General features: G+C 31.8%; 15 protein-coding genes. 14 read left to right on the forward strand and 1 reads right to left on the reverse strand.

The features are described from left to right. Positions 1-87 precede the first annotated feature (87 nt). The 3 genes from VCM48_RS01815 to VCM48_RS01825 all read left to right on the forward strand — a co-directional run bounded on the left by VCM48_RS01815 (position 88) and on the right by VCM48_RS01825 (position 3,045). Positions 88-933, forward strand: coding sequence for a transketolase (locus VCM48_RS01815; RefSeq protein ID WP_482271397.1), 846 nt, complete (start codon positions 88-90; stop codon positions 931-933). 141 nt (positions 934-1,074) lie between these two features. Beyond that, positions 1,075-2,202, forward strand: coding sequence for an N-acetyl-alpha-D-glucosaminyl L-malate synthase BshA (gene bshA, locus VCM48_RS01820; protein WP_482271398.1), 1,128 nt, complete (start codon positions 1,075-1,077; stop codon positions 2,200-2,202). A gap of 48 nt (positions 2,203-2,250) precedes the next feature. Further along, entirely contained in the window at positions 2,251-3,045 is a 795-nt protein-coding gene (locus tag VCM48_RS01825; protein ID WP_099214463.1) for a patatin-like phospholipase family protein, read from the forward strand. 17 nt (positions 3,046-3,062) lie between these two features. Here the strand turns inward: VCM48_RS01825 and aroB are convergent, their stop codons facing one another. Beyond that, positions 3,063-4,121, reverse strand: coding sequence for a 3-dehydroquinate synthase (gene aroB, locus VCM48_RS01830; RefSeq protein ID WP_482271399.1), 1,059 nt, complete (start codon positions 4,119-4,121; stop codon positions 3,063-3,065). Positions 4,122-4,223: 102 nt separating this feature from the next. Between aroB and VCM48_RS01835 the strand changes: the two genes are divergently transcribed. From VCM48_RS01835 to hisIE, 11 genes are all read left to right on the forward strand, one after another. Next, positions 4,224-5,390 (forward strand): proline dehydrogenase family protein, encoded by a 1,167-nt coding sequence (locus tag VCM48_RS01835; protein ID WP_482272232.1) that lies wholly within the window; start codon positions 4,224-4,226, stop codon positions 5,388-5,390. Continuing rightward, positions 5,390-5,698, forward strand: coding sequence for an LETM1 domain-containing protein (locus VCM48_RS01840; RefSeq protein WP_482271400.1), 309 nt, complete (start codon positions 5,390-5,392; stop codon positions 5,696-5,698). Before VCM48_RS01835 ends, VCM48_RS01840 begins: the two co-directional genes overlap by 1 nt. Before the next feature lie 192 nt (positions 5,699-5,890). Then, on the forward strand, positions 5,891-7,663 hold the full coding sequence (gene typA, locus VCM48_RS01845; RefSeq protein WP_274639820.1) for a translational GTPase TypA: 1,773 nt from the start codon (positions 5,891-5,893) through the stop codon (positions 7,661-7,663). 308 nt (positions 7,664-7,971) lie between these two features. Then, positions 7,972-8,829: an ATP phosphoribosyltransferase gene (hisG, locus tag VCM48_RS01850; protein ID WP_482271401.1), complete on the forward strand. Its 858-nt coding sequence runs from the start codon at positions 7,972-7,974 to the stop codon at positions 8,827-8,829. An 86-nt stretch (positions 8,830-8,915) separates the two neighbouring features. Beyond that, positions 8,916-10,205, forward strand: coding sequence for a histidinol dehydrogenase (gene hisD, locus VCM48_RS01855; protein WP_482271402.1), 1,290 nt, complete (start codon positions 8,916-8,918; stop codon positions 10,203-10,205). After that, positions 10,198-11,256 (forward strand): histidinol-phosphate transaminase, encoded by a 1,059-nt coding sequence (hisC, locus tag VCM48_RS01860; protein WP_482271403.1) that lies wholly within the window; start codon positions 10,198-10,200, stop codon positions 11,254-11,256. Before hisD ends, hisC begins: the two co-directional genes overlap by 8 nt. Positions 11,257-11,270: 14 nt before the next feature. After that, positions 11,271-12,404 carry a bifunctional histidinol-phosphatase/imidazoleglycerol-phosphate dehydratase HisB gene (hisB, locus tag VCM48_RS01865; RefSeq protein WP_482271404.1) on the forward strand — a complete coding sequence of 378 codons (1,134 nt, stop codon included), beginning with the start codon at positions 11,271-11,273 and terminating at the stop codon, positions 12,402-12,404. 84 nt (positions 12,405-12,488) lie between these two features. Continuing rightward, a complete protein-coding gene (hisH, locus tag VCM48_RS01870) occupies positions 12,489-13,070 on the forward strand; it encodes an imidazole glycerol phosphate synthase subunit HisH (protein ID WP_482271405.1) in 582 nt (193 codons plus the stop codon). An 11-nt stretch (positions 13,071-13,081) separates the two neighbouring features. After that, the gene (hisA, locus tag VCM48_RS01875) at positions 13,082-13,798 is read left to right on the forward strand and encodes a 1-(5-phosphoribosyl)-5-[(5-phosphoribosylamino)methylideneamino]imidazole-4-carboxamide isomerase (protein ID WP_482271406.1); all 717 of its coding nucleotides are present in this window, start codon (positions 13,082-13,084) and stop codon (positions 13,796-13,798) included. Positions 13,799-13,801: 3 nt separating this feature from the next. After that, entirely contained in the window at positions 13,802-14,554 is a 753-nt protein-coding gene (gene hisF / locus VCM48_RS01880) for an imidazole glycerol phosphate synthase subunit HisF (protein WP_482271407.1), read from the forward strand. Continuing rightward, the gene (gene hisIE / locus VCM48_RS01885; protein ID WP_482271408.1) at positions 14,551-15,135 is read left to right on the forward strand and encodes a bifunctional phosphoribosyl-AMP cyclohydrolase/phosphoribosyl-ATP diphosphatase HisIE; all 585 of its coding nucleotides are present in this window, start codon (positions 14,551-14,553) and stop codon (positions 15,133-15,135) included. Before hisF ends, hisIE begins: the two co-directional genes overlap by 4 nt. Positions 15,136-15,195 lie beyond the last annotated feature (60 nt).

The raw sequence follows: 15,195 nt of genomic DNA on the forward strand, positions 1-15,195 counted from the left end.
TGAACCCTTTTTCTTTTACTTAAATAAAAAAGTAATTGCTCATTTTTCCATAATCAATTACATTTGTGGGCATAAAACAAAACAATAATGCCAACAACACAACAATTACAAGAGTTTACACAACAAGTTCGTAGAGACATAGTACGCATGGTACATGCTGTAAATTCAGGACATCCAGGAGGATCTTTAGGATGTGCAGAATTTTTTACGTGTTTATACCAAGAAATCATGGATTATTCTACTGATTTTTCTATGGATGGTAAAAACGAAGATTTATTCTTTTTATCAAACGGACATATTTCGCCAGTTTATTATAGTGTTTTAGCTCGTAGCGGTTTTTTTCCTGTAGCCGAGTTAGATACATTTAGAAAATTAGACTCTCGTTTACAAGGACACCCAACTACACACGAGCATTTACCAGGGATCCGTATTGCTTCTGGGTCGTTAGGTCAAGGTATGAGTGTTGCTATTGGTGCAGCCCAAGCAAAAAAGTTAGATGGTGATAACAAAACTATATATTCTTTACACGGAGATGGTGAGTTACAAGAAGGTCAAATTTGGGAGGCTGTTATGTATGCAGCGGCTAAAAAAGTTGACAATTTAATTTCTACGGTAGATGTAAACGAAAAGCAAATAGATGGATCTACTGACGAAGTTTTAGCTATGGGAAGCTTAAAAGCTAAATTTGAAGCTTTTGGTTGGGATGTTGTAGAGATTGCAGAAGGCAATAACGTTGAGGCTGTTTTAGCAGGAATGGCAGAAGCAAAATCACGTACAGGTAACGGAAAGCCAGTTTGTGTATTATTACGTACAGAAATGGGGAATGGAGTTGATTTTATGATGCATACACATGCATGGCATGGTAAAGCACCTAATGATGAACAATTAGAGGTTGCTTTAACTCAAAACCCTGAAACTTTAGGAGATTATTAAGATAAACTTTATAATTAATATTAAAAACGCCATTACACTACGTAATGGCGTTTTATTTTATGAAAATCTTTACAAAAAAAAGTAAGTAATACCGTAAATTTACGTCAGTAATCATATTCAAAAAATAATCAACAGATACACATGAAAATAGGAATTGTATGTTATCCTACCTTTGGAGGAAGTGGAGTAGTAGCAACTGAATTAGGAATGGCATTAGCAGATAAAGGACACGAAGTACATTTTATAACTTACAATCAACCTGTTCGATTAGATTTCTTTTCTCACCGTTTACATTTTCATGAAGTTGTTTTAGAAGAGTATCCACTATTTCAATATCAACCTTACGAGTTAGCTTTATCTAGTAAGATGGTAGAAGTAGTACAAAAATATGACCTTGAAGTATTACATGTACATTACGCGATTCCACATGCATATGCTGCCTATATGGCAAAAAAGATGCTTGAAGATAAGGGGATTGATGTAAAGGTTGTAACAACACTACATGGTACAGATATAACCTTGGTAGGAAGCCACCCAACATACAAAACAGCAGTAGAATTTAGTATAAACAAATCGGATGAAGTTACTGCCGTATCCAACAGTTTAAAAGAAGATACACTTCGATTATTTAATATTGAAAAAGATATTAAAGTAGTATATAACTTTATTGATGGAGAGAAGTATGATAAGGCACATGAAGGAGAGTGTAAAAGAGAAGCATTGGCTAAACCAGAAGAAAGAATATTAACACATATAAGTAATTTTAGACCTGTAAAACGTACTGACGATGTAATTCGAATTTTTAATAAAGTTCAAAAAGAAATCCCTTCAAAATTATTGATGGTTGGTGATGGACCAGAACGCTTAAAAGCGGAAAATTTAGCTAAAGAGTTAGGAATTGAAGACAAGGTTCTTTTTATGGGAAATAGTACAGAGGTTGCAAAAATATTATGTTATACAGATGTGTTTTTGCTACCGTCTGAAACAGAAAGTTTTGGATTAGCAGCTTTGGAAGCTATGGCTGCAAGTACACCAGTTATTTCTACAAATACAGGAGGTTTACCAGAAGTAAATATTAATGGAATAACAGGTTTTTTAAGTGAGTTAGGTGATATTGAAGGTATGGCCAATAATGCAATTAATATCCTAAAAGATGATACAGTTTTAAGTGAGTTTAAAGAAAATGCTAAAGAACATATTAAGTTATTTTCATTAGATAATATTCTGCCAGCTTATGAAAAACTCTATAAAAAATGTTATGTGAGTTAATAACAGAATTATTGTGTTATATTTAAGAAAGCTAATAAATAGAAAAAGATGATTAAAGAAAAATATCAATGTTCTCTTGAAAAAATAAAAAACCTTGACACTAATGTACCAATTAATTTAGTGTTGAGTGGAGGAGCAGAAAAAGGAGTGGCTCATATTGCTTTATTAGAAAAACTTGAAGAGTTGAACATTAAAATCAACGCTATTTCGGCTTGTAGTTCAGGCTCTCTAGTAGGATCTATGTATGCTTCAGGAATGAGGCCAAAAGAAATATTAAACTTCTTTAAAACTACAGAAATTTTCCAGTTTACATGGATAACGATTGCTAAACCTGGAATTTTTAATTCCTCGAATTATGCAAGATTAATTAAAGATAAAATTAAACCAACATTTGAAGAATTAGAGATACCTTTAACGGTTTCAACAACCAATTTAAATAGAGGTACAACTGAGTATTTTCATGAAGGTGAGTTATTAAAACCAGTTTTAGCTTCATGCGCATTACCAGGTTTATTCAATCCTGTGAAAATAAACGATATGCTTTATTCTGATGGAGGAATAATAGATAATTTTCCAACCAATCCATTCAAAGATTCAGAATACCCAATTGTAGGTAGTTATGTTGTGTATCCTTCTGAAAAAACAAGTGAAGAATTAAATACAACTCTAAAAGTTTTAGCACACACATCTAAGCTTTTGATGTTATCTTCAGAAGAACATAAGTTTTTTAAAACATATGCCACTATTTGTTTTCCTTTAGGTGAATTTAGTGGATTCAGTACTAAAGAAGTAGATGCTATTTATAAAACAGCCAAGGAGTATATAAATGGAAAACTAAAATAAAGAGATATAAAAACTCTTTATGAATTATAAAACTGTAAACTTTCTTTGATTAATTCATCAGAAGCTTTACTATTTATTTTAAAATCTTCATAATCGTTAAGGAGTACAAAGTTAATTTCTCCTCCTACATTCTTTTTATCGTGTTTCATTAACTCAAGAATAGGTTGAAAATCTTCTTCTAATAATCCTACTTTACCATATATCTTAATAATAGCATCTTTTATTTCAAAGACTTTATCTTCAGAAAACCCTAAAACTTTTGATGATAAATAAGCCTCGCAAACCATTCCAATAGCAATAGCTTCACCATGTGTTAAGGCTTCTTTTTTCGGGTTCTCTAAAAAATAAGACTCTACACCATGTCCAATAGTATGTCCCCAATTTAAAACCTTACGAACTCCTTGTTCTTTAGGATCTTCCAAAACAACTTCATTCTTAATTTCTATCGAACGATGAATTAAATTAACAATATTTAGTTTGTCGTTATCTTTAATTTCATTGAACAAACGAATATCATGAGTCATTCCATACTTAATGATTTCTGCAGTACCAGAACGAATTTCTCTAGGAGTTACTGTATGCAAGTATTCAGGGTCAATAATAATTAACTCAGGATTAGCAAATACACCAATTTGATTTTTTAATACACCTAAATCAACACCTGTTTTACCACCAACAGAAGCGTCTACCATGCTTAACAAGGTAGTAGGAATGTTTACAAAATCAATTCCACGCTTAAAAGTAGAAGCAACAAAACCACCTAAATCAGTAATAACACCTCCACCTAAAGTTATTAGCAAGCTTTTTCTGTCAGCACCTAATTCAGTCATTACATTCCAAACGCCCATACAAGTTTCTATATTCTTATGAACTTCACCAGCATCAATTTGAATAACTTCAATCGGCTTATCTGTAGCAAATAATTGCATAAACCGAGGGTAGCAACAATCTAAAGTGTTGTCATCCACCAAAATAAAAACTGAAGAATAATTTCTTTCAGAAACTAAAGAAGTTAATTTATTATAGCCTTTTTCTTCAAAATGAATAGGGTATGTTGCCGCGTTAATTGTAGTCATAATAACAAAAAAATATAAGGCGAAATTAAATAGAAAAAATTAAAATATATCAGTCTACTCAATTATATTTGTCTCTATAAATTAAGATATAATATTACCTCGATAATGAGACTTTTTGACAATACAGAAACTGCTTTTAAATTAAAATCTGACTCAGAGTTAGAACGTGCATATTTTTTGTTTAAAATGATTCAGAGCCAGCCAATGGTTAGAATAGGTACTGCGGTAACAAACTTTGCTTTAAAAGCACATTTACCAGTTGAAGGGTTAATCCGTTCAACAGTTTTCGATCATTTTTGTGGAGGAGTAAGTGAAGATGATTGCTTACCGAATATCGAAAAAATGTACGAACAAGGTAATGTACATAGTATTTTAGATTATTCAGTAGAAGGAAAGGAAGATGAAGCTCAGTTTGATGATGCTTTAAAAATGACTTTGAAAACAATTGATTTTGCTGAAGAAAAACAATCTATACCTTATGCAGTTTTTAAACCAACAGGTTTTGGGCGTTTTGCTTTATATCAAAAATTAACTGAAGGAAAAGAGTTAACTTCAGAAGAAAAAGTAGAGTGGGATAGAGTTGTAGAACGTTTTCATACTGTATGTAAAGCAGCAAAAGCTAAAGATGTTCCGTTATTGATAGATGCTGAAGAAAGTTGGATGCAAGATGCTGCTGATGATTTAATTGAAGAGTTAATGGAAATTTACAATAAAGAAAAGGCTATTGTTTTCAACACGCTACAAATGTATCGTCAAGATCGTATGGAATATTTACGAAACTTACATCAAAGAGCTCACCAAAAAGGATATCATATCGGAATGAAAGTGGTTCGTGGAGCTTATATGGAGAAAGAACGTGAAAGAGCCAAAGAAAATGGTTATGAATCTCCTATTTGTGTTGATAAACAAGCAACTGATGATAATTATAACGAAGCAGTTCGTTATATGATGGATCATAAGAATATGGCAATTTTTGCAGGAACCCATAATGAAGATAGTTCATATTTATTGATGGATTTAGCAAAAGAGCATAATATTGCGGCTAATGATAAACGTATGTGGTTTGGTCAATTATATGGAATGAGTGACCACATTAGTTTTAATCTAGCTAAAGAAGGATATAATGTAGCGAAATATGTTCCTTTTGGGCCCGTTCGTGACGTTATGCCATATTTAATTCGTAGGGCAGAAGAAAATACTTCTGTAGCTGGACAAACTTCAAGAGAATTGAATTTACTTAAAACAGAAAAAGCACGTAGAAAGCTTTAATGAATACAGTTGATGAAATAAAAGTAGCTATCAATAAAAACAAAAAAAGATTAGCTAAAGAGCTCCAAGAAAGTAAGGAGCTTATCTTTCTTGTTAGAAAATCACTAACAACTTCATTAACAGACGAAGAAAAGGTAAAAGTAAAAGAACAAACACTTGATATTTGTAAAGCGATTCCTGCATTTACAGTGTTTATGCTACCAGGTGGAGCATTACTTTTGCCTTTACTTATAAAATTAATCCCAGATATTCTGCCAAGCGCCTTTAAAGAAGATGATGAGGAATTAGAAGACCCTAAACTAGAATAACTTCACTATAAATTATTTTTTATTTGAATAAGATAAAAAATAAAAAAATCTCAATACTCTTTAAAAATAAGAGAAAAGCATATAAAATGATGTTTTTATAGCTCATTAAATAAAACATTACGAATTCATAAATAAAATTTCGTAAATCGTAAACAATAAAACACTACTTTTGCAGCTTCAAAATAAGCACGAATGCAATCAATAAGAAACATTGCTATTATAGCACACGTTGACCACGGAAAGACAACCTTGGTAGACAAAATTATAGATCAAGCTAAAATTTTAGATGAACGTAAAGAGCGTACTGATTTATTATTAGATAACAACGACTTAGAGCGTGAACGCGGTATTACCATTTTATCTAAAAATGTATCAGTAAACTATAAAGGAGTAAAAATTAATGTAATTGATACTCCTGGTCACGCCGACTTTGGTGGAGAAGTAGAGCGTGTATTAAAGATGGCAGATGGAGTTTTATTATTGGTTGATGCTTTTGAAGGACCAATGCCTCAAACACGTTTTGTATTAGGAAAAGCTATTGAATTAGGGTTAACTCCTATCGTAGTAGTTAATAAGGTTGATAAAGAAAACTGTACGCCAGATTTAGTACATGAAAAAGTATTTGACTTAATGTTTGCTTTAGAAGCAAATGAAGATCAATTAGATTTTACAACTATTTACGGTTCTGCTAAAAATGGTTGGATGAGTACAGATTGGCAAAAACCAACTGAAGACATTATTCCTTTATTAGATGCTGTTTTAGAAACAATTCCAGAAGCACCATATCGTGAAGGATCACCACAAATGCAAATTACATCATTAGATTATTCTTCATTTAAAGGAAGAATAGCTATTGGACGTGTATATCGTGGAGATTTAGAAAAGAATAAAGATTACATGCTTTGTAAAGCAGACGGAACTACTAAAAAAGTCCGTATTAAAGAATTACATGTTTTTGAAGGAATGGGTAAAGCTGAAGCAGACAAAGTTCGTAGTGGAGATATTTGTGCAGTAACAGGTTTAGATGATTTTGAAATTGGTGATACTATTGCCGATGTAGATAATCCAGAAGCTTTACCAAGAATTGAAGTAGATCAACCTACTATGAGTATGCTATTTACTATTAATAACTCTCCATTCTTTGGTAAAGAAGGTAAGTTTGTAACTTCTCGTCACTTACGTGATCGCTTATTTAAAGAGATGGAGAAAAACTTAGCTTTACGTGTTGATGAAACTGATACTGAAGATAAATTCAACGTTTTTGGACGTGGTGTATTACACTTATCAGTATTAATTGAAACTATGCGTCGTGAAGGCTATGAATTACAAGTAGGTCGTCCTCAAGTAATTTTAAAAGATATTGACGGAGTTAAGAGTGAACCATACGAAACATTATCAATTGATGTTCCAGAAGATGTAGCTTCTAAAGCAATTAACTTAGTTTCTTTACGTAAGGGAGATTTATTAGTAATGGAGCCAAAAGGAGATTTACAACACTTAGAGTTTACTATTCCTTCAAGAGGATTAATTGGTTTACGTAATAAAATATTAACAGCTACAGCTGGTCAAGCAATTATAAACCATAGATTCAGTGAATATGGACCTTATAAAGGAGATTTTACAGAAGAATTAAAAGGAGCTATTGTTTCTTCTGAAACAGGAAAAGCTACTGCTTATGCAATTGACCGTTTACAAGATAGAGGACGTTTCTTTATTGACCCTAACCAAGAGATTTACAAAGGTCAGGTTGTTGGTGAAAATGCTAAAGCAGATGATATGGCAGTTAACTTAATTAAAGGGAAAAAGTTAACAAATGTACGTGCTTCAGGTTCTGATGACGGTGTGAAAATTGCTCCAAAAATTGATTTTTCTCTAGAGGAATGTATGGAGTATATTAGACCAGATGAGTACTTAGAAGTTACTCCAGAGAGTTTACGTATGCGTAAAATTAATTTCGTAAAATAATACAACCTATTTTAGGTATAAATATAGAAACCATCTGTAATTCAGGTGGTTTTTATTTTTTATTAAAAATAATTTGCATAATTCAATTTTTATTGCAGATATTTGTACTAACAAAAACAAAGAAATGAATTTTATTCAATTACATCATCATCATTTTCATACTTGCACTCAGGCGAGCTGAAAATGTATTGAATAAAATCAAGATATATTTTAAACCCGTTTGAGTAAATCAAACGGGTTTTTTATTTCCAAGGCGCCAGGAAACAAGCTTCTCAAAACGATTTACTCAAACCTATTCAAAACCAGAAATGAGTAAATTAAAAATAGCCATACAAAAATCAGGAAGACTTAATCAAGACTCCCTACAAATTTTAAAAGATTGTGGAGTTTCTATTGATAACGGTAAAGATCAATTAAAAGCTTCAGCAAGTAACTTCTCATTAGAGATATTCTATTTAAGAAATGGAGATATTCCACAGTATTTAAAAGATGGAGTAGTTGACATAGCTATTATCGGAGAAAACTTGTTAATAGAAAAAGGAGAAGGAATTCAATTCATAGAAAAACTAGGTTTTTCAAAATGTAAAGTGTCCTTAGCAATTCCTAAAAATGAGGAATATACAGGAATAAGCTACTTTCAGAATAAAAAAATAGCAACTTCATATCCAAACACAGTTTTAAAATTTCTAGAAAAGAAGAACATAAAATCACAATTACATATCATTAACGGTTCTGTAGAAATAGCTCCAAATATAGGTTTAGCAGACGGAATCTGTGATATTGTATCTAGTGGTTCAACTTTATTTAAAAACAACTTAAAAGAAGTAGAAGTTTTATTAAAATCGGAAGCTGTATTGGCAGTCTCACCTAAGATTCAAGAAAAACAACAAGCGATACTTAACAAATTACAATTTAGGCTTCAATCAGTATTAAAAGCAAGACAATCAAGATATGTGTTACTAAATGCTCCGAATGAAAAACTAGACAAAATCATTGATATCTTACCAGGAATGCGTAGCCCAACAGTACTTCCTTTAGCAGAAGAAGGTTGGAGTTCTGTACATTCTGTACTTAATAAAAATGAATTTTGGGAGATCATAGACGAACTAAAAACCAACGGAGCAGAAGGTATTTTGGTGTGTCCAATAGAAAAAATGGTTGTTTAATAGCAGGAAAAATAGCCAAGGATTTATTTCCTCGTACTTATACGTACAGTCTAGGTATGACAGTTAAAAACAATAAAAATAAACAGATGAAAATTATAAAAAATCCAATAGTACAAACATGGAGTTCACTTTGTAAAAGGGCTACGATAAATGAAAACAGCTTGCAAGAAACTGTAAAAACCATACTTAATGATGTAAAACTAAATAAAGATAAAGCCTTAAAAAAGTATACTCAGTTATTTGATGGAGTCTCTCTAAATTCTTTAAAAGTATCTGAAAAAGAGCTGGAAGAAGCAGAAAAACTAGTTTCAGACGAGTTAAAATCTGCTATACAATTAGCAAAATCTAATATTGAAAAATTTCACACTTCTCAAAAAGAAGAAACTAAAAAAGTAATAACAACAAAAGGAGTTACTTGTTGGAGAAAGAACGTTGCTATCGAAAAAGTAGGTTTATATATTCCAGGAGGGTCAGCTCCTTTATTTTCTTCAATTCTAATGTTAGGAGTTCCAGCAAAAATAGCAGGTTGTAAAGAAATAGTATTATGCACACCAACCAATAAGGAAGGTAAAGTGAATGCAGCTATTTTATATACTGCATCTTTAGTAGGAGTAACTAAAATTTTTAAAGTAGGTGGTGCACAGGCAATTGGAGCCATGGCATACGGAACAGAAACAATTCCTCAAGTATATAAAATTTTAGGACCAGGAAATCAATTTGTAACTAAGGCAAAAGAGTTGGTACAACAGCAAGGAGTAGCTATTGATATGCCAGCGGGTCCTAGTGAAGTACTTGTTATTGCTGATGAAACTAGCAATCCTGTATTTGTAGCAGCTGATTTGTTGTCGCAAGCAGAACACGGAGCAGACAGTCAATCAGTATTGGTAACTACTAACGAAGAAGTTGCTAAAAATGTTGAAGTAGAGTTAAAGAAACAGTTAGAAGATTTACCTAGGAAAGAACTTGCAAAAAAAGCAATAGAAAATAGTTTTACAGTGGTTTTTAACTCTAAAGAAGAATGTATAAACTTTAGTAATGAATATGCACCAGAACACTTAATTATAGCATCAGAAAAAGCATCTGAATATATTGATGGAGTTATGAATGCGGGTTCAGTATTTTTAGGAAATTATAGTTGTGAAAGTGCTGGAGATTATGCTAGTGGAACCAATCACACATTGCCTACAAACGGTTATGCAAAAAACTACAGTGGTGTTTCGTTAGATAGTTTTGTGAAGAAAATAACCTTTCAAGAAGTAACTAAAGAAGGTATAGACAACCTAGGTGAAGCTATAGAATTGATGGCAGAAGCTGAAGGTTTACAAGCACACAAAAATGCAATAACAGTTAGATTAAAAGAGCTTAATAATGTTTAATTTAGAAAAAATAGTACGACCTAATATTCAACAGCTAAAAGCCTATTCTTCTGCTAGAGATGAATTCAAAGGAATTGCTGAAGTATATTTAGACGCCAATGAGAACCCATTTGGTAACTTGAATCGTTATCCAGATCCACAACAAATGGCAATTAAAAAACGATTGTCTGAAATTAAAGGTGTAAATGAGAATCAAATCTTTATAGGAAATGGAAGTGATGAAGTAATCGATTTAGCATTTAGAATATTTTGTAATCCAGGGAAAGACAAAGCACTAACTTTTACCCCCTCTTATGGAATGTATAATGTTTCCGCAGCCATTAATGATGTTGAATTGATTAAATTAGATTTAAATCAAGATTTTCAGATTAATACAGATGTTTTAGAACGTTATTTAGAAGATGAAAATTTAAAATTAATATTCATCTGCTCACCAAATAACCCAACAGGAAATTGCTTTGAAGATGAAACAATTGAGTTTATTCTTAGTAAATTCAAAGGAATTGTAATTATTGATGAAGCCTATATTGATTTTAGCACTAAAGAATCTTTTATAAATCAATTAAAAAACTATCAAAATCTAATTATTAGCCAAACCTTTAGTAAAGCATGGGGGTTAGCAGGTGTTAGAGTTGGAGTAGCGTATGCTAATTCTGATATTATAAACCTCTATAATAAGGTAAAACCTCCTTATAATATTAGTGCTTTAAATCAAGAAGCTGTACTTAATAAGCTAGATAATTTAGCTCAGTTTGAAATTGAGAAAAATATAATTCTAAATGAAAAGGAAAAATTAGAAAAGCAGCTAGAGGAAGTTGAACTGGTTAAAAAAGTATATCCTTCAGAAGCTAATTTTCTACTAATAGAGGTTAGAAATGCGAATGAGTTATATACTCAATTAGTAGCTCAAAAAATTATAACGAGAAACAGGAATAGCTTGGTAAATAATTGCATACGAATTACAATAGGAAGTGAGAAAGAAAACAAAAAATTAATGACAGCATTAAAAGAATTGAGTGTTACATCTGATAAAGTTGAAAATTCACTTTAAATTTTAAAAAGACGATGAAAAAAATATTATTTATAGATAGAGATGGTACCTTAATCAAAGAACCAGCAGATGAACAAACAGATTCATTTGAGAAATTACAATTCTATCCGAAAGTTTTTCAAGGATTGAGTAAAATAGCCAAAGAACTCGATTTTGAATTAGTGTTAGTCACTAATCAAGATGGATTAGGAACGGAAGCATATCCAGAAAACACGTTTTGGCCAGTACACAACTTTGTGATGAATACTTTAAAAGAAGAAGGTATTGAGTTCGCAGAGGAAATCATTGATAGAACCTTTGCTAAAGACAATCAACCTACAAGAAAACCAAACACAGGCTTATTAACAAAATACTTCTCTAAAGAGTATGACTTGAAAAACTCTTTTGTGATTGGTGACCGTTTAACCGATGTAGAACTCGCTAAAAATTTGGGTGCTCAAGGAATTTACATCAATGATGAAACGAATTTAGGAACTGATGAAATTACTGTAAAAAGAGAGGAACTAGACGATTTTATAGCTTTAGAGAGTAACGATTGGAACACGATTTATGAGTTTTTAAAGTTGGAAGAACGTTCTGCCTCTATTGAAAGAAACACCAATGAAACTCAAATAAAAATAGAAGTAAATTTAGATGGAACCGGGAAAAGTACGATTGATACAGGTATTGCTTTTTTCGATCATATGTTAGATCAAATAGCGCGTCATGGTCAAATGGATCTGAATATACAAGTAAAAGGTGATTTAGAGGTAGATGAACACCACACTATTGAAGACACAGCAATCGCTTTAGGTGAAGTTTTTTACAAAGCTTTAGGAAACAAACTAGGTATTGAACGTTACGGGTTCTGTTTGCCAATGGATGATTGTTTAGCGCAAGTAGCCATTGATTTTGGTGGAAGAAACTGGTTGGTTTGGGAAGCTGATTTTAAACGAGAAATGATAGGTAAAATGCCTACGGAAATGTTTTATCACTTCTTTAAGTCGTTTACAGACGGTGCTAAATGTAATTTAAATATCAAAGCAGAAGGTACTAACGAACATCACAAAATAGAAGCTATTTTCAAAGCTTTTGCAAAAGCTATAAAAGTAGCTATAAAAAGAGATGTAGAGAAGATGGTCTTACCATCAACAAAAGGAGTTTTGTAATCAATTACGAATTAAAAATTATGAATTACTCAATAGTCTGAGATAATAATTTGTAATTAAAAATTCATCATTCATAATTAAAATATGATAGCTATTATAAAATATAATGCAGGTAATATAAGATCGGTACAAAATGCGTTAACTCGCTTGGGGTATGAAAGTATTATTACTGATAGTCCAGAAGAAATACAATCGGCAGATAAAGTAATATTTCCAGGAGTTGGAGAAGCTAGTTCAGCAATGCAATACTTAAAAGAAAGAAATCTTGATGAATTAATTGTTTCCTTAAAACAACCTGTACTAGGAATTTGTCTAGGACTACAACTAATGTGTACATATTCAGAAGAAGGAGGTACCAAATGTTTGGGCATTTTTGATGCGCGTACAAAACAGTTTCCACCAAAAGAAAAAGTACCACATATGGGGTGGAATAATTTTTCTGAATTAAAATCATCTAAACTGTTTACAAACATAGCTCTAGAAGATGATGTATACTACGTTCATGGGTATTATGCAGAAGTAACTAAAAATACATTGGCAACCTGCGATTATATTCTTCCGTTCAGTACTGTCATGAAGCAAGATAATTTTTATGCAATGCAATTTCACCCAGAAAAATCAGCAGATGTTGGAGAGCAATTATTGAAGAATTTTTTAGAGTTATAAAAGAGATTAAAATGAGAATTATACCCGCAATAGATATTATAGAAGGAAAATGTGTTCGTTTAACTAAAGGTGACTACAATACCAAAAAAATATACAACGAGAACCCGTTAGAAGTAGCGAAAGAGTTTGAGACAAACGGAATAGAATACTTACATGTTGTTGATTTAGATGGCGCAAAATCTAGTCGAATTATAAACCACAAAGTATTAGAACAAATAGCAACGAAAACCAATTTAAAAATTGATTTTGGAGGAGGTCTAAAATCAGATGAAGATGCTCGAATAGCATTTGAAAGTGGAGCAAATCAAATAACAGGAGGAAGTATAGCGGTAAAGGATCCAGATGTTTTTATTGGATGGTTAACTAAATATGGTGCGGATAAAATAATCTTGGGAGCAGATTGTAAAGACAGAAAAATTGCGACCAATGGTTGGTTGCAAACCTCAGAAGTTGATGTTGTTGAATTTATAAGTGAATATCAAGAAATAGGTATTGCAAATACTATTTGTACAGATGTAGCTAAAGATGGAATGTTACAAGGCGCTTCTTTAGATTTATATTTAGAAATTTTGAGTAAAACCTCAGTAAACTTAATAGCGAGTGGAGGAGTAGCCAATATCAATGATTTACATCGATTAAAAGAAATTGGTTGTGAAGGAGCCATTGTAGGTAAAGCTATTTATGAAGGAAATATAAGTTTAAAAGAATTACAAGAATTTATAAGCTAAGAGATGTTAAAGAAAAGAATTATCCCATGTTTGGATATAAAAAACGGACGAACTGTAAAGGGAGTTAATTTTATTGATATTAAGGATGCAGGAGATCCAGTAGAATTAGCAAAACAATATGTAAAACAAGGAGCAGATGAATTGGTGTTTTTAGATATTACAGCCACCTTAGAAAACAGAAAAACATTAGTTGAGTTGGTAAAAACAATTGCACAAGAGATTAATATTCCATTTACTGTTGGTGGTGGTATTAGTACTGTTGAAGATGCAGTGGCCTTAATACAAGCAGGAGCCGATAAAGTAAGTATCAATTCTTCCGCAGTAAAAAATCCGCAATTAATAAGTGATTTAAAAAATCGATTCGGAAGCCAGTTTGTTGTGGTTGCCATTGATACTAAAAATGTAAATGGTAATTGGAAAGTGTTCACTAAAGGAGGCACTTTTGAAACCGAATTAGAAACAGTGAGTTGGGCAAAAGAGGTAGAAAAATTAGGTGCTGGTGAAATATTATTAACTTCTATGAATAGTGATGGTACCAAAAACGGATTTGATATTGAAGTAACTAACGCGGTAAGTAAAACTGTAAATATTCCTGTGATTGCCTCTGGTGGTGCAGGAAAGGTAGAGCACTTTATAGAAGTTTTTACAAAAACAGAAGCCAGTGCAGGATTGGCTGCTAGTATCTTTCACTTTGGTGAAATACCGGTACCCGAACTAAAAAACGAATTAAAAAAACAAAACATAGCTATACGATGAATATAGATTTTTCAAAAGGAAATGGGTTGGTTCCAGTAGTAATACAAAATAATATCACCTTACAAGTACTAATGTTAGGGTACATGAATGAAGAAGCCTTTACTAAAACGAAAAAAGAAGGAAAAGTTACTTTTTATAGCCGAAGTAAAAATAGACTTTGGACAAAAGGTGAGGAATCAGGAAACTTTTTATGGGTAAAAGATATTCTAATAGATTGTGATAATGATACTTTGTTGATTAAAGCTACTCCCGAAGGACCTACTTGTCATAAAGGAACCACTTCTTGCTTTGGTGAGGAAACACCTAAAGGTTTTTTGTATTCATTAGAAAGTATCATTTCTGACAGAATAGATAATAATGTTGAAACGTCTTATACTAATAAACTTTATAAAAGAGGAATTAACAAAGTAGCTCAAAAAGTAGGAGAGGAGGCTGTAGAAGTAGTTATTGAAGCGAAAGACAACAATGATGAATTATTTAAAAACGAGGCTGCCGATTTATTATATCACTATTTAATTTTATTAAAAGCCAAAGGTTTTACGATTACTGATATAGAAGATATTTTAAAAAGTAGAAATTGATTAAGTTGGTTAGTATATTACAAACCAGGTATAAGAACTATATTTGGTTTGTAATATTAT

This window comes from Tenacibaculum sp. DPLXC6, from assembly GCF_056815515.1.